The organism is Rhodococcus sp. Leaf225 (assembly GCF_001426145.1).
Lineage (GTDB): Bacteria > Actinomycetota > Actinomycetes > Mycobacteriales > Mycobacteriaceae > Rhodococcoides.
Genome location: NZ_LMRN01000010.1, coordinates 38,050 through 56,781, shown reverse-complemented (window position 1 = coordinate 56,781; position 18,732 = coordinate 38,050). Strand labels below are relative to the sequence as shown.

At 70.8% G+C, this 18,732-nt stretch carries 18 protein-coding genes and 1 pseudogene; 15 read left to right on the top strand and 4 right to left on the bottom strand.

Features of this window, described 5'->3' with window-relative positions:
* Positions 1-95 precede the first annotated feature (95 nt).
* Positions 96-1,433, top strand: a complete 1,338-nt coding sequence (gene glmM / locus ASG69_RS09415) for a phosphoglucosamine mutase (RefSeq protein ID WP_056442532.1) — start codon at positions 96-98, stop codon at positions 1,431-1,433.
* A 12-nt stretch (positions 1,434-1,445) separates the two neighbouring features.
* On the opposite strand, the gene ASG69_RS09410 is transcribed toward glmM, so the two are convergent.
* Positions 1,446-2,486, bottom strand: a complete 1,041-nt coding sequence (locus ASG69_RS09410) for an LLM class F420-dependent oxidoreductase (protein ID WP_056442530.1) — start codon at positions 2,484-2,486, stop codon at positions 1,446-1,448.
* Between the two features lie 168 nt (positions 2,487-2,654).
* On the opposite strand from ASG69_RS09410, the gene ASG69_RS09405 reads away from it, so the two are divergent.
* From ASG69_RS09405 to ASG69_RS09395, 3 genes are read left to right on the top strand one after another with little or no spacing between them, the layout of a single operon-like run.
* A complete protein-coding gene (locus tag ASG69_RS09405; protein WP_156380484.1) occupies positions 2,655-2,999 on the top strand; it encodes a hypothetical protein in 345 nt (114 codons plus the stop codon).
* A complete protein-coding gene (locus ASG69_RS09400; RefSeq protein ID WP_056442521.1) occupies positions 2,996-4,591 on the top strand; it encodes a hypothetical protein in 1,596 nt (531 codons plus the stop codon). Before ASG69_RS09405 ends, ASG69_RS09400 begins: the two co-directional genes overlap by 4 nt.
* Entirely contained in the window at positions 4,588-4,824 is a 237-nt protein-coding gene (locus ASG69_RS09395) for a hypothetical protein (RefSeq protein ID WP_056442520.1), read from the top strand. The genes ASG69_RS09400 and ASG69_RS09395 overlap by 4 nt, the downstream gene beginning before the upstream one ends.
* Here the strand turns inward: ASG69_RS09395 and ASG69_RS09390 are convergent.
* Complete coding sequence (locus ASG69_RS09390) at positions 4,797-5,663, bottom strand: dienelactone hydrolase family protein (RefSeq protein WP_027503804.1); 867 nt, start codon at positions 5,661-5,663, stop codon at positions 4,797-4,799. The two genes, ASG69_RS09395 and ASG69_RS09390, sit on opposite strands and share 28 nt — an antisense overlap.
* Before the next feature lie 90 nt (positions 5,664-5,753).
* Between ASG69_RS09390 and glmS the strand changes: the two genes are divergently transcribed.
* The gene (glmS, locus tag ASG69_RS09385) at positions 5,754-7,616 is read left to right on the top strand and encodes a glutamine--fructose-6-phosphate transaminase (isomerizing) (protein ID WP_056442516.1); all 1,863 of its coding nucleotides are present in this window, start codon (positions 5,754-5,756) and stop codon (positions 7,614-7,616) included.
* Here the strand turns inward: glmS and ASG69_RS09380 are convergent, their stop codons facing one another.
* A complete protein-coding gene (locus ASG69_RS09380) occupies positions 7,617-7,985 on the bottom strand; it encodes a plastocyanin/azurin family copper-binding protein (RefSeq protein ID WP_037184149.1) in 369 nt (122 codons plus the stop codon).
* Between the two features lie 56 nt (positions 7,986-8,041).
* Here ASG69_RS09380 and ASG69_RS09375 point away from each other — a divergent pair, with 56 nt between their 5' ends.
* Genes ASG69_RS09375 through tsaD form a run of 7 tightly spaced genes read left to right on the top strand, consistent with a single transcriptional unit; the run spans position 8,042 to position 14,436 of the window.
* Positions 8,042-9,472, top strand: a complete 1,431-nt coding sequence (locus tag ASG69_RS09375) for a bifunctional ADP-dependent NAD(P)H-hydrate dehydratase/NAD(P)H-hydrate epimerase (protein WP_056442627.1) — start codon at positions 8,042-8,044, stop codon at positions 9,470-9,472.
* 40 nt (positions 9,473-9,512) lie between these two features.
* Positions 9,513-10,703: an alanine racemase gene (alr, locus tag ASG69_RS09370; RefSeq protein WP_056442515.1), complete on the top strand. Its 1,191-nt coding sequence runs from the start codon at positions 9,513-9,515 to the stop codon at positions 10,701-10,703.
* 20 nt (positions 10,704-10,723) lie between these two features.
* The gene (locus tag ASG69_RS09365; RefSeq protein WP_027503799.1) at positions 10,724-11,773 is read left to right on the top strand and encodes an alpha/beta fold hydrolase; all 1,050 of its coding nucleotides are present in this window, start codon (positions 10,724-10,726) and stop codon (positions 11,771-11,773) included.
* Positions 11,766-12,236, top strand: a complete 471-nt coding sequence (gene tsaE, locus ASG69_RS09360; RefSeq protein WP_051613037.1) for a tRNA (adenosine(37)-N6)-threonylcarbamoyltransferase complex ATPase subunit type 1 TsaE — start codon at positions 11,766-11,768, stop codon at positions 12,234-12,236. The genes ASG69_RS09365 and tsaE overlap by 8 nt, the downstream gene beginning before the upstream one ends.
* A gap of 21 nt (positions 12,237-12,257) precedes the next feature.
* Positions 12,258-12,914, top strand: a complete 657-nt coding sequence (gene tsaB / locus ASG69_RS09355; RefSeq protein WP_056442513.1) for a tRNA (adenosine(37)-N6)-threonylcarbamoyltransferase complex dimerization subunit type 1 TsaB — start codon at positions 12,258-12,260, stop codon at positions 12,912-12,914.
* Positions 12,911-13,393, top strand: coding sequence for a ribosomal protein S18-alanine N-acetyltransferase (gene rimI, locus ASG69_RS09350; RefSeq protein ID WP_056442509.1), 483 nt, complete (start codon positions 12,911-12,913; stop codon positions 13,391-13,393). The genes tsaB and rimI overlap by 4 nt, the downstream gene beginning before the upstream one ends.
* Entirely contained in the window at positions 13,390-14,436 is a 1,047-nt protein-coding gene (gene tsaD, locus ASG69_RS09345) for a tRNA (adenosine(37)-N6)-threonylcarbamoyltransferase complex transferase subunit TsaD (protein ID WP_056442507.1), read from the top strand. The genes rimI and tsaD overlap by 4 nt, the downstream gene beginning before the upstream one ends.
* 7 nt (positions 14,437-14,443) lie before the next feature.
* Here the strand turns inward: tsaD and ASG69_RS09340 are convergent, their stop codons facing one another.
* Complete coding sequence (locus tag ASG69_RS09340) at positions 14,444-16,009, bottom strand: Hsp70 family protein (RefSeq protein ID WP_162246746.1); 1,566 nt, start codon at positions 16,007-16,009, stop codon at positions 14,444-14,446.
* Positions 16,010-16,251: 242 nt separating this feature from the next.
* Here ASG69_RS09340 and ASG69_RS23030 point away from each other — a divergent pair.
* From ASG69_RS23030 to groL, 3 genes and pseudogenes are all read left to right on the top strand, one after another.
* Positions 16,252-16,425, top strand: a pseudogene (locus tag ASG69_RS23030) (LLM class flavin-dependent oxidoreductase); the annotation flags it as partial.
* A 316-nt stretch (positions 16,426-16,741) separates the two neighbouring features.
* Positions 16,742-17,041, top strand: coding sequence for a co-chaperone GroES (gene groES / locus ASG69_RS09330; protein WP_056442499.1), 300 nt, complete (start codon positions 16,742-16,744; stop codon positions 17,039-17,041).
* Positions 17,042-17,128: 87 nt separating this feature from the next.
* Positions 17,129-18,732, top strand: a 1,604-nt coding sequence (groL, locus tag ASG69_RS09325) for a chaperonin GroEL (protein WP_056695754.1), incomplete at its 3' end; no start/stop codon positions are given.

Below are 18,732 nucleotides of genomic sequence, written 5' to 3'. Positions count from 1 at the left end.
AGCAGGCGCTCCGGCTGGTCCTCGGACCGCCGCGGGCGCCTGCTTCGTGTCACGGCACCTGCATTCGCTCCACCTGCTCGGAAGAGGTAACTGTCATGGCCCGGTTGTTCGGTACCGACGGAGTTCGGGGACTGGCGAACGAGGAGGTGACGGCAGACCTCGCACTACGACTCGGCCGTGCCGCCGCAGCGGTGCTCGGCGAGGTCGCCTCGTCGACCACCCGCCCCCTGGCCGTGGTCGGACGGGACCCGCGCGCGAGCGGCGAGATGCTCGAAGCCGCGATCGTGGCCGGTCTGTCCTCCGCCGGAGTCGACGTCCTCACGGTCGGTGTCGTCCCCACCCCGGCCCTGGCCTACTTGACCGACGACTACGACGCGCAGCTCGGCGTCATGATCTCCGCATCGCACAACGCGATGCCCGACAACGGCATCAAATTCTTCGCGGCCGGCGGCCACAAGTTGGACGACGACCAGGAGGACCGCATCGAAGCGTTGCTCGACGCGCCCGCCACGGGCCCCGTCGGTGCCGCCATCGGCCGCGTGCGACAGGCCCCGGACGCCCTCGCCCGCTACGAGAGCCATCTCGCGACCATCGTCACCCGACGCCTCGACGGCATCACCGTCGTCGTGGACTGCGCTCACGGAGCCGCCTCGACCGCCGCGCCGGACGCCTACCGCGCCGCGGGTGCGACCGTGATCGCCATCAACGCAGACCCGGACGGCCTCAACATCAACGACGGATGCGGGTCCACTCACCTCGACGTGGTGCAGAAGGCCGTCGTCGAGCACGGCGCAGACCTCGGACTCGCCCACGACGGCGACGCGGACCGCTGTCTCGCAGTGGACGCGAGCGGCGCCGTGGTCGACGGGGACGCGATCATGGCGATCCTCGCTATCGCGATGCACCAGCGCGGCGAGCTTCCCGACGACACGCTGGTCGCCACCGTCATGAGCAATCTCGGACTGCACATCGCGATGCGTGACGCCGGAATCACGGTGCGCACCACCGCTGTCGGCGATCGCTACGTTCTCGAAGAACTGCGCGCCGGCAATTACGGACTCGGCGGTGAGCAGTCGGGGCACATCGTCCTGCCCGCCTTCGGCACCACCGGTGACGGTGTGCTGACGGGCCTGCAGATCATGGCCAGGATGGCCGAGACGGGACGCACCCTCGAGGACCTCGCGTCCGTCATGCGCACGCTGCCCCAGGTGCTGATCAACGTGCCCGTGCAGGACAAGTCCGCCGCGACGTCGGCTCCGCTCGTGCAGGACGCGGTGACCCGTGCAGAGGACGAGCTCGGACGAGAGGGGCGAGTGCTGTTGCGTCCCTCGGGAACCGAGCAGCTCGTCCGCGTGATGGTGGAAGCGGACACTGCAGACACCGCCCGCCGGCTCGCCGACCACATCGCGGATGTGGTCGGCGCCGTCGGCTGACGTCTCGGCCCGTCAGCCGATGAGGGCCTTGAGCTGCTCCACCTGACCCACGCGGCCAGCGGTGTCGGCTGCGATGGGGTGGATGTTCAGTGTGGTCACACCCGCGGACTCGAAGGCGGCGAGGCGCTCCTTGACGTAGCTCTCGGTGCCGATCAGCGAGATCGACCGGACCAGCTCGTCGGGAACGGCGGCCGTGGCCTCCTCCTTCTTGCCGGCCAGGTAGAGGTCCTGGATCTTCTCTGCCTCCGCCTCGTACCCGTACCGCACCGCGAGGTCGTTGTAGAAGTTCTTGCCCTTGGCGCCCATGCCACCGATGTAGAGCGCGAGCTGGGGCTTGATCCACGGAAGGAACTGGTCGGCGTCGTCGCCGATGGCCACGGCGGGGCTGGCGTAGACGTCCAGCTCACCCAGAGACGGGTCGCGCTTCGCCTTACCGGCCGCGAGCGACTCGCCCCACACCGACTCGGCCTTCTCCGGATGGAAGAAGATCGGCTCCCAGCCCTGGGCCAGCTCGGCGGTGAGCGCGACGTTCTTGGGTCCGAGTGACGCGATGACGATCGGAATGTCGGCTCGCACAGGATGATTGATGAGCTTGAGCGGCTTGCCCAGACCCGTGCCCTGATCGGCGGGCAGCGGAATCTGGTAGTACTTGCCCTCGAACTGCACCTTCTCGCGGCGCCACACCTGGCGGCAGATCTCGATGATCTCGCGGGTGCGGCCGAGCGGGGCGTCGTACTTGACGCCGTGGAATCCCTCGATCACCTGGGGGCCGGACGCGCCGATACCCATCACGAATCGTCCGCCGGAGACGTAGTCGAGACCGGCGGCAGTCATCGCGAGCAGCGACGGCGTGCGGGTGTAGATCTGGAAGATGCCCGATGCCAGCTGGATCGTCGAGGTCTTCGCCGCGAGGAAGCCGATCTGGCTCACCGCGTCGAACGAGTACGCCTCGGGAATGAACGCGATGTCCATTCCCGCCTTCTCCAGGGCCCCGACCTCCTCGACCGTCTCGCTGAACCCGCCCGAGTAGTTCAATTGCATACCGATGCGCATGGGGCTCCCTGATCGCCGAAGTGTGTGTTACTCACCTGTGAATTCGGAGGTTACCGGTCCTACCGGCCGTGCCCACCGACGGCTGCCGTTTCGCGGGAACGCGGGGGAGCGGCGGTGCGTCTGATCTGTGGGGATCGCGCTCTCGAGCATCACTTCGGAAGGGACGACATGGCCAGTGGAACGTCGCGAGGCGGAACGACGCTGGACGAGGGGGCAGCCCGGGCGGCGATCGCGGCCCTCGAGGAGTCCGCGACAGCCGTACGAGTGTCCGCCGAGCGCGGTGTGGGCGGTCTGTTCGGTGTCGAGTCGGCGGGCCGGAACCACCGGGCGGAGGCGGCCGCCCTGCAGGACAGCCTCGGGCGGCTGTCGGAGGGCCTGAGGTCCTGGTCGGACGCTACCGCTGCGACCTCGGCCGCCCTGCGGGCGTCGATCGACGGCTCGGTGTCGCTCGACGATGTCACCGCCCTGCGCGTCGCGGCGCCGGGTGTGCCGGCACAGCGAGGTGACCGGTGACCGCACCGGTGCCGCCGACGATCGATGGTCTGCTGGATCTCGGGAGTGAGGGCCTGACGTTCTTCGCGACGTTCCTCCCGCTGGTCGGAGCGAGCGGCGCGCCGATGACCACGACCCACGTCGCGCTCTGCGCTCGCTACGACGAGCAACGCGGACTCGACACCGAGGCTCTCCGGGCTGACGCCGACCGGCTCGGCGCCGCGGCGGCCGAGGCGCGCGCGGAGATCGGGCGTCAGTCCGACGCAGCGGAGTCGTTGGGGCAGGCCTGGTCGGGAGATGCCGCCGACGCCGCGCTCGACCTCCTTCGACGGCAGTGCGCGAGGTCGGCCGGCCACGCCGATCAGCTCGAGGCGATCGGTTCAGCGATGGCCTCCGCGTCGGCGGGGTTGCACGCGATCGTCGAGGACAAGTCGATCGCCGCCTCCGCGTTCCGCACCGACCACGTGGGCGGTCGCGATGCAGCCCAGGTCGCGGCCACCATCGCCGGAGCCGGAGGTGCATCCGCACCCGACGCGGTGCGGACGCTGGCCTCGGTGTTCCCGGGCCTCGAGGCGATGCTGCTGTCCGCGTCGGATCCCGGCCGGCGGCAGGCCGAGGTCCTCGAACCGGTCGCAGCCCGATGCCGAGAGTGGTTGGACACCGTGTTCGTGCCCGCGATGACCGAGCGTGTGGCCGCATTCGAGGAACTGTGCACCTCGACGGAGACCGCCGTGTCCGAGATCTACGCGGCACTCTGCGCCGCTGCGGCGGACATCGACGGCTCGCCGTGGCCGAGTGGTCACCGGTCCGTCGAGGACGACGCGTGCGAGTGTGTGCCGGCGGAAGGCACCGCGCCGGCTGCAGCGACCGCGCCGGCGTCGGTGACGGCGCCGGCCGCTGCACCAGAGCCGCCGTCGCTCGCCGTCGCGCCCTCTCCTGTGGTCGCGGAGCCGCCCACGACGCTGCCTGTCGCTCCCGTCGAGGATCGCTCACCGCTCGCCGAACTGATCGGTCGGGCGGTGCGGGACACGGTGACCGAGGTGGTGTCGACTGCGGCGCCGTGCGACCCACCGCCCGCCGAGGCGCAGATCTCACCGGAGGCGGCGCTGACTGCGCCTGCCGAGAACGTCGAGCGCGGTCACCTCGAGGCGGAGCTCGACGGTCGCGGGGTGAGTGTCGCCCTCGGCGCGGACGGGGCCGTGGACATCCGCACCCACGACGCGGCGGGGGAGTCCCACCACTTCGCTCTCGCTGCCGGGCCTCTCGGACTGCCCGTCCTCACCGAGGTGATGGACGAGGCGGCGCCGCAATCTGAACAGCCGTCGGAGCCGTCGTCCGAGACCCCGGACACAGCGGAACGGGACGAGCCGCATCAGGAGGCAGTCGAACAGGAGGCAGCGGATCAAGGGCGCCCGGTCGTCGAGGCCCCGGTCGTCGAGGCCCCGGTCGTCGCACCACCGGTCGTCGCGCCACCGGACTGCGTTCCCGCTGCTGCGGAATCCGGCGGTGTCACGGAACCCGGTGTGCTGCAACCGGACACGGACCCGAGCGGTGAGGCAGCGACGGTCGGCGAGCCGGCGCGACCCGAGATCGCGGAAGCCGGTCCGCTGTGAACTCGCAGAACACCGCGGACATCATCGACGCCGTCGTGCGGGAGCACCGGCGGGCGACGCGACGTGTGCGGACCCGCCTCGCGGCCATCGACGAGGAGGCTCGGAAGCGCTCGGAGGCCGCGCGGGTGGCGCCGCGTCGCGCCGGAGTGATCCTGCGATCGCCCACAGAGGCGGTGGCCGGCGACGAGGCTCCGCCGGCGGCGCCTCAGCGACCGGCGAGGTGGCTCAGCTGACGGATCGCGCTGACCTTCTTGGGGGCGTCCGCGGTCGGCGCGTTCGGGTCGACCACCTCGGTGCCCTTGACGACGGCGTCGGGATCGGAGAAGTCGGAGTACGTGTCGTCGCCCGCGAGGCGGTGCAGGAGGAAGCCGGTGAGCAGTGCCTGCACCGAGCGCCGAGTCTTCGGCTGGGCGTTGCCGACGCCGAGGAAGCTGAGCAGCTTCCGGCCCTCGACCATGCCGTCACCTTCCGACTTGTCGATCACGCGGAGCAGGGTGGGGCCACCGAGCGCATCGGCGAGCGCGACGGGCTCCGCGGTGAGGGAGTTCAGTTCGGAGGGACTGCCGAGAACCAGAGCGGGCGCCGTGACCGCGTCGGCGATGCCGGGCGACAGGGCGCGCGGAGAGGTGGGCGCCGGATAGAGCGCACCGAGAGCGGCGACGTCCGATCGCTGAGCCGCGGCGATCACCGCGGCGCCCGCGCCCATGGAATGGCCCACCAGGCCGAGCTTGGCGGGGTGCACGCTGATGTCGCCGGTGCCGAGACGGATGCCGGTGCACACGTCGAGCGCGACGAGGAGATCCTGCGCCAGGGCACTGTGGGAGGGCACCGGTCCGCGCTGCGTGTTCGGCGCGACGACGACGATGCCCCACGACGCGAGGTGCCGCAGCGTGGAGTCGTAGTGCGAGGCGCCGGTCATCCAGCCGTGCGCGAAGGCGATCGCCGGCAGTCCCGTGCCCTCACTGGGCGTGTAGATCACACCGGGCAGGCCCGCGAGAGCGAGGTCACCGCGCAGCACGCGATGGGGACCCCGCTTGGTCAGGTCGGCGACCAACTTCTGCGTCTTCGGCACAGCACTGACCGTAGTCGACGCGGCAGTTCGCCATGCCGTCGACGTGCGGGCGGCCGGAGCGCCGTCCGCGCCGAAGTAGGCTGTCGTCCCATGTGCGGAATCGTCGGGTACGTCGGACATCGTCGAGCGCTACCGGTGGTGGTGGAGGCGTTGCGCCGGATGGAGTACCGCGGATACGACTCGGCCGGCATCGCCGTCCTGGACGGGTCCGGGGGAATGGCCGTCGAGCGCAAGGCCGGAAAACTGGCGAACCTCGAGGCCGAACTGGACGAACTCGGGCGGGACACCTTCGTCGGCACCAGCGGGATCGGCCACACCCGGTGGGCCACCCACGGACGGCCCACCGATCGCAACGCCCACCCGCACCGCGACCGCGCCGACCGCGTCGCCGTCGTGCACAACGGCATCATCGAGAACTTCGCGCCGCTGCGCGCCGAACTCGAGAACGCAGGCGTCGAGTTCGAGTCGGACACCGACACCGAGGTGGCCGTCCATCTGGTTGCCGCTGCCTACGACGAGGGCCCCACGGCCGGAGACTTCGTCCAGAGCGCCCTCGCGGTGCTGCAGCGCCTCGAAGGCGCCTTCACGCTCGTGTTCACCCACGTCGATCACCCCGACACCATCGTCGCGGCCCGTCGCTCCACCCCGTTGGTCGTCGGCGTCGGCGAGGGCGAGATGTTCGTCGGGTCCGATGTCGCCGCCTTCATCGAGCACACGCGCGACGCGGTCGAGCTCGGGCAGGACCAGGTCGTGGTGATCACCGCCGACGGCTACGACGTCATGAACTTCGACGGGTCCGAGGCCGAGGGGCGTCCGTTCCGCATCGACTGGGACCTCGCCGCCGCCGAGAAGGGCGGTCACGACTACTTCATGTTGAAGGAGATCCAGGAGCAGCCCGCGGCGGTCGCGGACACCCTCCTCGGACACTTCACCGACGGTCGCATCGTCCTCGACGAGCAGCGACTGTCGGATCAGGAGCTGCGCGACGTCGACAAGGTGTTCGTCGTCGCGTGCGGCAGCGCGTACCACTCGGGGCTGCTGGCGAAATACGCGATCGAGCACTGGACGCGCCTCCCCGTGGAGGTGGAGCTGGCCAGCGAGTTCCGTTACCGCGACCCCGTTCTCGACCGCTCGACACTCGTGGTGGCCATCTCCCAGTCGGGCGAGACCGCCGACACGCTGGAGGCGGTCCGGCACGCGAAGGAGCAGAAGGCCCGAGTCCTGGCCGTCTGCAACACCAACGGTTCCCAGATCCCGCGCGAGGCCGACGCGGTGCTCTACACGCGGGCGGGACCGGAGATCGGTGTCGCGTCGACCAAGGCGTTCCTCGCCCAGGTGACGGCCAACTACCTGGTCGGTCTGGCGTTGGCGCAGGCTCGCGGTACCAAGTACCCGGACGAGGTCGCACGGGAGTACGCGGATCTCGAGGCCATGCCGGACCTGGTGAGGAAGGTGCTCGAGACGGTCGAGCCCGTTCGCGCTCTGGCCCGCGAGTTGGCGTCGTCACCGACGGTGCTGTTCCTGGGTCGCCACGTCGGTTACCCGGTCGCCCTCGAAGGTGCGCTCAAGCTCAAGGAGCTCGCGTACATGCACGCCGAGGGCTTCGCCGCCGGCGAGCTCAAGCACGGTCCGATCGCCCTCATCGAGGACGACCTGCCCGTGATCGTCGTGATGCCGTCGCCGAAGGGCCGAGCGGTGCTGCACTCGAAGATGCTCAGCAACATCCGCGAGATCCAGGCGCGCGGCGCCCGGACCGTCGTGATCGCCGAGGAGGGCGACGAGACGGTGCGGCCGTTCGCCGATCACCTCATCGAGATCCCGGCCGCGCCGTCACTGCTGCAGCCGCTGCTGTCGACGGTGCCGCTGCAGGTGTTCGCCGCCGAGGTCGCGCAGGCGCGCGGCTACGACGTGGACAAGCCGCGCAACCTCGCGAAGTCGGTCACCGTCGAGTGATCAGCTCTCTCGGACGATGACGGTGCCCGTCATGTTCGGGTGCACCGAGCAGAAGTACGGGTACGTGCCGGGGTCGTCGAACGTCTGACTGAACTGACCCGACGAGATCATCGGGCTGTGCAGCAGACGGGACGCCGCGTCGATGCCGATCACGTTGTGCGCGACACCGGTGTCGTCGAAGAACCACGTGACGGTGTCGCCGGGCGAGATGGTGACGCTGGCAGGGGAGTAGGCCATCGCGGCGACCGTGACGACGTTCGGCCCGGTCGGACGTTCGGCGGTGGGGGCGTCCTCGGTGCACGATGTGAGCGACAGTGCCAGTGCGGCAGTGACTCCGATCGTCGCCGCGAGTGTTGTCAGGCGAGCCATGATTCCCACGGTAGACCTGCCGTGCATCGTGGCCTGTCGGCGCTACCGTGGGACGCATGCGTCACTTCCACACCGCCGACGAGGTGCGAGCGGCGGAAGCCCCGCTGCTGGCCCGACTGCCCGAGTACGCGGCGATGCGCCGCGCGGCCCACGGACTGGCGACGGTCGTCGCTCGTGAACTCCGGGCCCGCACCGGCGGGGTGGTCGGCAGACGGGTGCTCGTTCTCGCCGGATCCGGGGACAACGGCGGCGACGCGCTGTTCGCCGGCGCCGAACTACGGCGGCGCGGCGTTGCCGTGGAGGCACTGCTGCTCCGCCCCGATCGCGCCCACCCCGCCGCACTGGCGGCGTTCCGGGCCGCCACGGGACGTGTGGTGACGCTGGCCGGCGACCCCGATCTGGTGATCGACGGCATCGTCGGCCTGTCCGCGCGGGGATCGCTCCGACCGGACGCGGCCGCGATCGTCGACGGACTCACCGCCCCCGTCGTGGCTGCGGACCTGCCGTCGGGTGTCGACCCGGACACGGGCGACGTCGACGGTCCCGCCGTCCGTGCCGCCGTGACGGTGGCGTTCGGCGCCTACAAGCCGGTGCACGTGCTCGCGAGCGCGTGGTGCGGCGAGCTGCACCTGATCGACATCGGCCTCGTCCCGGCCGCCGCGACGATCACGTCTCCCGACGACGTCGAGGTGGGCCGCGCGTGGCCGGTACCCGGACCCGCGGACGACAAGTACTCCCAGGGCGTCACCGGCATCATGGCGGGCAGCGAGAAGTATCCCGGCGCGGGCGTGCTGTGCACGGGCGCTGCGGTGGCGGCGACGTCCGGCATGGTCCGCTACGTCGGGCAGGGCGGCGCCGAGGTGGTGCACCACTACCCGGAGGTGGTCACCGCCCGTTCGGTCGACGAGGCGGGACGTGTACAGGCCTGGGTGGTAGGGCCCGGCTTCGGCACCGACGACGATGCGGCCGACCGGCTGCGCTCCGTCCTGGAGTCCGACGTCCCGGTCCTCGTCGACGCCGACGGACTGACCGTGCTGTCGCGGCGACCCGAGCTGGTGCGCGGACGGTCGTCGGCGACCGTGCTGACACCGCACGCGGGAGAGTTCGAGCGACTCACCGGGTCCGCGCCCGGACCCGATCGCGTCCGGTCCGTCCGCGCCCTCGCGGCCGACTGGAACGTGACTGTGCTGCTCAAGGGGCGAGCGACGGTGATCGCGGATCCCGACGGCACCGTCTCCGTCGACGACGCGGGGTCGTCCTGGTCCTCGACGGCCGGGTCCGGCGACGTGCTGTCCGGCATGATCGGAGCGCTCCTCGCGGCGGGCGTACCGGCCCGCACCGCCGCCGTCATGGGCGCTCGTGCGCACTCGCGGGCGGCCGCGCTCGCCGCCACCGATCGAGGTCGGCGAACCGCTGCTCCCATCTCCGCCTCACCGCTGCTCTGCGCCGTTCCGGACGCGGTCGGCGACCTCCGCGCACAGGCCTGACACCCGCCACCGCACGTCGGTGCGGGGTGTCGATGGCAGAATGACGCCGGTGAACAGCGCGCAGGAGGTGCCGACGAGTCCGGTCGCACCGGCTCCGACTTCTCGCCCGCAGGCCGAGGCGCTGATCGATCTGGACGCCGTCGCGCACAACACCCGCATCCTGATCGAGCACGCCGGCGATGCTGCGGTGATGGCCGTCGTCAAGGCGGACGGCTACAACCACGGCGGAGTGGAGGTCGCTCGGGCGGCGCTCGCGGCCGGTGCTCGCGAACTCGGTGTCGCCACGGCTGCGGAGGCGCTCGGACTGCGCACCGCGGGTCTCACGGCGCCGGTGCTGTGCTGGTTGCACGCCCCCGGCACCGACTTCACGGGACTGATCGACTCGGACGTCGAGATCGGCGTGTCCTCGCCCCGTCAGATTGCGGAGGTGGGCGACGCCGCACGCCGTGTCGGCCGTCCCGCCGTGGTGTCCCTCAAGGTCGACACCGGCATGAATCGCAACGGGGTGGGTGCGGACGAGTTCGACGCGGCCGTCGACGCCCTGGTCGCGGAGCAGCGTGGTGGCGCGCTGCGCGTGCGCGGCCTGTTCTCCCACCTGGTCGATGCGGACGTACCCGGCGATCCGATCAACGACCGGCAGAAGGAGCGCTTCGACGCCGCCGCGGACGCGATGGCCCGAGCCGGCGTGGCACCCGAGGTACGGCACATCGCCAATTCCGCCGGTGCCCTGACCCGCCCCGACCTGGCCTACGACATGGTCCGACCGGGCATCGCGCTGTACGGCCTGTCCCCGGCACCCGATCTCGGATGGTTCGGACTGCGCCCCGTGATGACGCTGCGCGCCACGGTGATCCTGCTCAAGCGGGTGGCTGCCGGCGATGGCGTCTCCTACGGCCACGAGTGGATCGCTCCCGTCGACACGACGGTGGCGTTGCTGCCCGTGGGCTACGCCGACGGCATCACGCGTGCGCTGAAGAACCGATACGAGGTGTCGATCCACGGCGTGCGGTATCCGGCGGTGGGCCGGGTGTGCATGGACCAGATCGTCGTCGACCTCGGACCCGGCCGCCCCGACGTCGCCGAGGGGGACACCGCGTACCTCTTCGGACCGGGCGACCACGGGGAGCCCACGGCCCAGGACTGGGCGGAGACGCTCGACACGATCAACTACGAGGTGGTGACCGGTATCCGCGGTCGAGTACGACGGACGTTCGCCGGAGGGGTCTCGTGATCAGCGCCCGTCTCGCCGGAATGGCCGGGGGCGCAGCGAGTATCGCGGCCGTGGCCGCCGTGGCCGGCATCACGGCGGTGCGGCGCCGGGTGGGCCCGCCGGTGCCCGACGCCGGTCGGCGTGAGGACTTCGAGTCGATGGAGTTCGATCGCGGGTGCGTCGTCGCCAGCGGAGACGGAGTGCCGCTGGCGGTGCGCGAGGTCGGTCCACTCGAGGCGCCGCTGACCGTGGTGTTCGTGCACGGATACTGCCTGCGCATGGAGTGCTGGCACTACCAGCGTCGCGAGCTCGCCCGCCGGTGGGGCGACGACGTGCGGATGGTGTTCTACGACCAGCGCGGTCACGGCCGATCCGGCGACGTCTCGCCGGACGAGTGCGACATCGCCCGCCTCGGCATCGATCTCGCCGACGTGATCCGGGCCGTCGCACCGCGTGGGCCGCTGGTGCTGGTGGGCCACTCGATGGGCGGCATGTCGGTGCTCGCGGCCACTCGCCAGTTCCCCGACGCGGTGGCCGAGCGGGTCGTCGGAGTCGCGCTGATGTCCACCACCGCAGCGGGTCTCGCGCGTACCGGTCTCGGACGGAACCTCCAGAATCCGGCCGTCGACGCGTTCCGGCTCGCGGTGCGGACCGCTCCGGGTGCGGTCCAGTTCGGCCGCGGTGTCGTGCGCGGGGTCATCGCCCCGGTGCTGCGCGCGGCGTCGTTCGGCACCGCGGTCAGTCCCGCCCTCGAGGCGTTCGCCGAGCAGATGATCCACGACACCTCGGTGGTGACGATGGTCAACTTTCTCCAGGCGCTCGAGCTGCACGACGAACTGGAGGCGCTGCCCGTCATCGCGGACACGGCGACCCTGGTGCTGTGCGGCGACGACGACTGGGTCATCCCGTTCGACAAGTCGGAGCAGCTGGCCGACGCGCTCCCGCACGCCGAGATGGTCCGGGTCCGCCGCGCCGGTCACCTGGTGCAGCTCGAGTTCCCCGACGAGGTGAACGACGCCCTGGACCGTCTGGTACAGCGTGCACGCGACGGACGGGTCCGCGCCGAACCGACGAGGCGAACCGTTGGCTGACGCGGTGCCGGTCGAGGGGGAGGCCGTCCTCTCGACGGCCGAGGACACCGAGCTCCTGGGCGAGCGCCTCGCCGCGGAGCTCGAAGCGGGCGACGTCGTGGTGCTCGACGGACCCCTCGGCGCAGGTAAGACGACGCTGACGAAGGGTCTCGCCCGCGGACTCGGCGTGCTCGGCCGCGTGAGCTCGCCGACGTTCATGATCGCGCGCACCCACCGCGCCGGCGGGGACACCGGCCCCGGGCTCGTGCACGTCGACGCCTACCGGCTGGGGCTCGGAACCGGTGCCTCGGCGATGGACGAGCTCGACGCCCTCGACCTCGACACCGAGCTGGCGGACTCCGTCGTCGTCGTGGAGTGGGGCGAGGGCATCGCGGAGGCCCTCGCCGACCGGCACCTGCTGATCCGGCTGCGGCGCGAGCCGGAGTCCGACGTCCGCACCGCCACGTGGCAGTGGATCGGGTGAGCACGGGTAATCTGGATCCCCGTGCTGATACTCGCCGTGGACACCTCCACTCCCGCCGTGACGGCCGGGGTGGTGCGGCTCGACGACACCGGCCCGCAGCCGCTCGCGACGCGCGTCACCGTCGACGCCCGTAAGCACGCCGAAGTTCTCACCCCACACATCCTCGAGTGCCTCGCCGACGCCGGCATCACCGCGGACGACCTGTCCGCTGTCGTCGTCGGCACCGGACCGGGGCCGTTCACCGGCCTGCGCGTGGGCATGGCGACGGGAGCCGCCTTCGGTGACGCCCTCGGCATCCCGGTGCACGGTGTCGGCAGTCTCGATGCCATCGCCGCGGCCGTGCCCGGTGATCGCGAGGTCCTCGTCGTCACGGATGCGCGTCGCCGGGAGGTGTACTGGGCACGGTTCCGCGGCGCCGAGCGCGTCGCCGGACCGTTCGTCTCGCCCGCCGCGGACATCGTCGTGGGGGAGTCGACGGTGGTGGCCGGATCGGCACTGCACGTCGATCTGGTGGACCTGCCCGTGGAACCGGTCGAGAGTCCGTCCCCGGAATGCCTCGTCGCCGTGGCCGCGCAGGCGCTGCGCTCCGGCGCGGAGCCGACGGCGCTGGTGCCGCAGTATCTCCGGCGTCCCGACGCGGTCGCGACGGCCGATCGAGCGGCGAAGACCCGCGCATGATCGGCACGGTCGAACCGATGCGCGTCGAGGACGCGAACCGGTGCGCTGAGCTCGAGGCCGTGCTGTTCCCCACCGACGGGCCCTGGCCCGCATCGGCCTTCGTCGAGGAACTGCGCGGCCCGCACGTGCGGTACTTCGTCGTGCGAGAGGACGACGGTCGGGCCGTCGGGTACGCCGGGATCGCGTTGCTGGGCAAGGGCGAGGACACCGAGTCCGAGGTCCACACCATCGGCGTCGATCCCGCCGCGCAGCGTCGCGGTATCGGCAGGGCACTGCTCGACGCGTTGCTGCACGAGGCGGACCTGCACGGCGGTCCGGTGTTCCTCGAGGTGCGCACCGACAACGAGCCGGCCATCGAGTTGTACCGCCGGGCGGGCTTCGACATCGTCGGGACGCGCCGCCGCTACTACCAGCCCAGCGGTGCGGACGCGTACACCATGACCAGGCCCGCCCCGACTACGAGAGGTGGTCACCCGTGATCGTCATGGGGATCGAGAGTTCGTGCGACGAGACCGGTGTCGGCATCGTCCGCTACACCGGAGACGCGTCGGGCACCGGCACGTGCGAGATGCTCGCCGACGAGGTCGCGTCCAGTGTCGACGAGCACGCCCGCTTCGGTGGTGTCGTCCCCGAGATCGCATCGCGTGCACACCTCGAGGCCATCGTGCCCACGATGCGACGAGCGTTGGCGCAGGCGGGTATTCGTCGCCCGGACGCCGTCGCCGTCACCATCGGACCGGGCCTCGCTGGAGCGCTCCTCGTCGGTGTCGCGGCGGCGAAGGCCTACGCGGCCGCGTGGAACGTGCCGTTCTACGCGGTCAACCATCTCGGTGGTCACGTCGCGGTGGACACCCTCGAGCACGGCCCGATGCCGGAGTGCGTCGCGCTGCTGGTCTCGGGCGGACACACGCACCTGCTCGAGGTGTCCTCCCTCGCCGAACCGATCGTCGAACTGGGCAGTACCGTCGACGATGCGGCGGGAGAGGCCTTCGACAAGGTCGCCCGGCTCCTTGGACTCGGGTATCCCGGCGGTCCCGTGCTCGACGCGCTCGCCGCAGAGGGTGATCCGCGCGCCGTCGCGTTTCCTCGCGGCATGACCGGACCACGCGACTCCCGCTACGACTTCTCGTTCTCCGGCCTCAAGACCGCGGTGGCTCGCCACGTCGAGTCGGCGCAGCGCGCCGGCCGTCCGATCGTGGTGGCCGACGTGGCCGCGTCGTTCCAGGAGGCCGTCGCCGATGTCCTGACGATGAAGGCGCTGCGCGCTGTGACCGACCGGGGGATCGGCACCCTCGTCCTGGGCGGCGGTGCCACTGCGAACTCGCGTATCCGATCGCTCGCCGAGGAGCGGTGCGCCGCGGCCGGGGTGACGTTGCGCGTGCCCACTCCGCGTCGATGCACCGACAACGGCGTCATGATCGCCACGCTCGGGGCGCACATCGCTGCATCCGGAGCCGAGCCGTCACCACTGACGGCGGCGACCGATCCGGGCCTGCCCGTCTCGGTCAGCCAGGTCGTCTGACGGCCCGTCAGGCGGGCGGTGCAGTCGACGGTGTGACCGCCGGAGCGGACGTGGTCGGTACGGGAACGAGGCCCTCGGGGAGCACGGACTCCGGCACCACGGCACCGGGCGCGGGCGACACCGGTGTCGATCCGGACTCGGGCGTGCTCTCCGGCGTCGTCACCGGCGGGGTCGGCAGCACACTGGTCAGGTCCGTCCACCACGGCGGGATGCCGGGAACGTCCGGCAGGACGATGACCGGAAGATCGGGAGCCGGGCGGAGTGTCGGGGTGGTGGACGTCGGCGGCGCCACGGTCGTCGTCGCCGTGGCCGACGGTGACGACGAGCGCGTCGGGTAGGGACGCACCTCCGGGGTGTAGGTGTAGTCGGTCGTCGGCCACGGTTCCGCGGCCGTGGGCTCCGGAGCGTCGTCCTCCCAGCCACCGGTCAGAGCCGGCGGCGCCGCCTCGGGTGCCGACGCGCTGGTGGCCGTCTCCTCCGTGGTCGAGTTCGGGAGTTCCGAGGTGGCCACCGTGGTGACGGCCGGCTCGCTCGACGGGGTCAGGGCCTGGACGCCGTACGCGAGCACGACGGCCATGGCCGCGCACGCCGCGGCGAGCAGCCCGACCGTACGCAGGCCCCCGGCGATCGAGGTGGGCGGCCGGGTGGACGCGGGCAGCACCGAGTGGCCGAGGTCGCGGGCCAGCAGGGCTGCGCCCTTGGCCACGGAGGCATCGGGTTCGGGCGTCGGCACCGCGGGCACGTCGGCGGCGTGGGTGATGGTCTCGACCACGGCGGGCACGTGGGCGCCGCCGCCGACCACGGCGGCCGCCTCGGGGCGTGCGGTCGGGCCGGCCTCGTCGAGCACCTCGAGAACCAGCTCGCGCAGCGCAGCCAACGGTGCGGCGATGGCGACGACCATCTCGGCGCGAGTCACGGTGAGCGTCTCGGCTCCGGGCAGATCCACGGTGACGGACTCGTGGAAGGACAGTTGCTCCTTGGCCGTGCGCAGACGTGCCGCGACCACCGGACGATCCGAGGTGGTGACCGCGGGCAGCCTCTCGGCGGTCAGGGCGAGGAGGTGCGCGTCGAGGACGGCTCCGCTGACCTCGTCGGTGCGCCGGACCGCGCGCACGGTGCCGTCGACCTGATCGATCACCGTCGTGGTGGTGCCCGAGGCGCCGACGTCGACGAGCAGGACGTGGCCGTACCGCGCCACCTCGCCGGTGTGCCGGAGCCAGCACAGCAGAGCGTCGGTGTCGGTCACCAGATGGTCGTCCGTCACGTGATGACGACGGGTCGCCGACAGAATGGACCGCGACCCGAGGCCGCCGCGATGCGCCACGGCGATACGTCCGCCCGACGTGGCGGGGCGGGTGTCGTCGTCGACGAGGTGGTGGGACGCGAGATCGAGCGAGGTGGCGACCAGGTCACCGATGTCGGAGCGGGCGCCCTCGGCGGTCACGGTGCGGTAGTCGAAGGTTTCGGTGCCGTCGGGAGCAATGGTGAGGACGGCGCAGCACACCACCTCGGATCCTGCCGAGACCCCGATGGTGGGTTCGGGGACCACACTCTCCTGCTGTGTGTCCGACACGTGCATGCACCTCCTCGGGCGGTCGTTCCTACGCTGCCGTTATACGAATGTTACCGAACTCCGCCGGAAATAGTGCACATCCCGCGCTGGTTCCGGCCGCGGAGGGACACCGAACCCCTTCCTGACCAGTGCAATGACGAGACGTCACGAAAGTGAGAAAGGGGCGCGTCACCGTGTCTGCGAGCGTCGAGATCGGCATCACCACCTTCGCCGAGACCTACCCGGAGGAGGGAGTCCGGGAGGTGCGCGGCCACGGTCGACGACTGCGCGAGGTGGTCGAGGAGGCCCAGCTCGCCGACGAGGTGGGACTGGACGTGTACGGCGTCGGTGAGCATCACCGCGAGGACTTCGCCGCGTCCGCGCCCGCCGTCGTGCTCGCGGCGATCGCGGCGCGGACCGAGCGCATCCGTCTGACGCATCAGCGTCGGCACGCTGCCCCACGAGACGGTGCTGCGCTCCATCGAACTTCTGGGCCGCGAGGTCGCGCCTCTGGTCCGCGAGGCGATGGCGTCCTCGACGCGACACGAGAATGTGCACTCGTGAAGGTTGAGTGCTGGCACTCGCGTGTATAGAGTGCTAGTCGACGCCAGGTTCAGTGACCCGGCACCCGCGACGACGGGCCACCGCAATCGTGCGTCGTGAACCAGAGCAGTACCCAGCAGGACGAACACCAGCACAATCCGTGCCGGGGACCAGCCCCGGACCGACAATCGTGAAAGTGGAGGGCTCATCGTGGCAGGCGTGAACATCAAGCCGCTCGAGGACAAGATCCTCGTCCAGGCCGTCGAGGCCGAGACGACGACCGCCTCCGGCCTGGTCATCCCCGACACCGCCAAGGAGAAGCCCCAGGAGGGCACCGTGGTGGCCGTGGGTGAAGGCCGAGTGACCGACAAGGGAAGTCGCATCCCTGTCGACGTCAAAGAGGGTGACACCGTCATCTACAGCAAGTACGGCGGCACCGAGATCAAGTACGCCGGCGAGGAGTACCTGATCCTGTCCGCACGCGACGTGCTGGCAGTCATCTCCAAGTAAGCCCCACGCCCTCCGCCCCGGTGTCCTTGTCTCGAGGACCCGGGGCGGAATGCGTCACGCCGTACTGATGAGGAGTTGGTAGGCCACATGTCCAAGCAAATCGAATTCAACGAGGTTGCACGACGCAGCCTCGAGAGGGGCGTCGACAAGCTCGCCGACGCCGTCAAGGTCACCCTCGGGCCCCGCGGCCGGCACGTGGTGCTGGCCAAGGCCTTCGGTGGTCCCACCGTCACCAACGACGGCGTGTCCATCGCCCGTGAGATCGACCTCGAGGACCCCTTCGAGAACCTCGGCGCACAGCTCGTCAAGAGCGTCGCCACCAAGACCAACGACGTCGCCGGTGACGGCACGACGACGGCGACGGTGCTGGCGCAGGCCCTGGTCAAGCAGGGTCTCAAGAACGTCGCCGCCGGTGCCAACCCCATCGCGCTCGGCGCCGGCATCACCAAGGCCGTCGAGCACGTGTCCGAGGCACTGCTCGCCGCCGCGGTTCCCGTGCAGGGCGAGAAGTCCATCGCGCAGGTCGCCACCGTGTCGTCCCGCGACGAGGTCATCGGCCAGATGGTCGGCGAGGCGCTCACCCGCGTCGGCGCCGACGGTGTCGTGACGGTCGAGGAGTCGAGCTCGCTCGTCTCCGAACTCGTCATCACCGAGGGCGTGCAGTTCGGCAAGGGCTACCTCTCGCCGTACTTCGTCACCGATCCGGACAGCCAGGAAGCGGTCTTCGAGGACGCGCAGATCCTGCTGTACCGCGAGAAGATCTCGTCCCTTCCCGATTTCCTGCCGCTCCTGGAGAAGATCGCGGAGTCGGGCAAACCGGTTCTCATCATCGCCGAGGACATCGAGGGCGAGGCACTGTCCACGCTCGTCGTGAACTCGATCCGCAAGACGGTCAAGGCCGTCGCGGTGAAGGCGCCGTTCTTCGGAGACCGCCGCAAGGCGTTCCTCGAGGACCTCGCCATCGTCACCGGTGCCACCGTCATCAACTCCGACATCGGCCTCAGCCTCAAGGATGCGGGCCTCGACCTGCTCGGCAGCGCACGCCGCGTCGTCGTCACCAAGGACGAGACCACCATCGTCGAGGGTGCGGGCACCGCGGAGGCCATCGCCGACCGCGTCGGACAGCTCCGTCGCGAGATCGAGGCGACCGAGTCCGACTGGGACCGCGAGAAGCTCGAGGAGCGTCTGGCGAAGCTGGCCGGCGGAGTCGCGGTCATCAAGGTCGGTGCCGCCACCGAGACCGACCTCAAGGAGCGCAAGTTCCGCGTGGAGGACGCCGTCAACGCCGCCAAGGCAGCTGTCGAGGAAGGCATCGTCTCCGGTGGAGGCGCCGCGCTCGTGCACGCCAGCCGCGGCCTGAAGGACCACCTCGGTCTGACGGGCGACGAGGCCATCGGCGTCGAGGCAGTGCGCCTCGCGCTGCGGGCCCCGATGTACTGGATCGCGAGCAACGCCGGTATCGACGGTTCCGTCGTCGTCGGCAAGCTCGTCGACGCGGACGACGGCACCGGCTTCAACGCCGCCACGCTGACGTACGGCGACCTGGTCGCCGACGGCGTCATCGACCCGGTCAAGGTCACTCGCTCGGCCGTGGTGAACGCCGCGTCCGTCGCGAAGATGATCCTCACGACCGAGTCGACCGTCGTCGACAAGCCCGAGGTCGTCGAGGACGAGGGCGGCCACGGTCACGG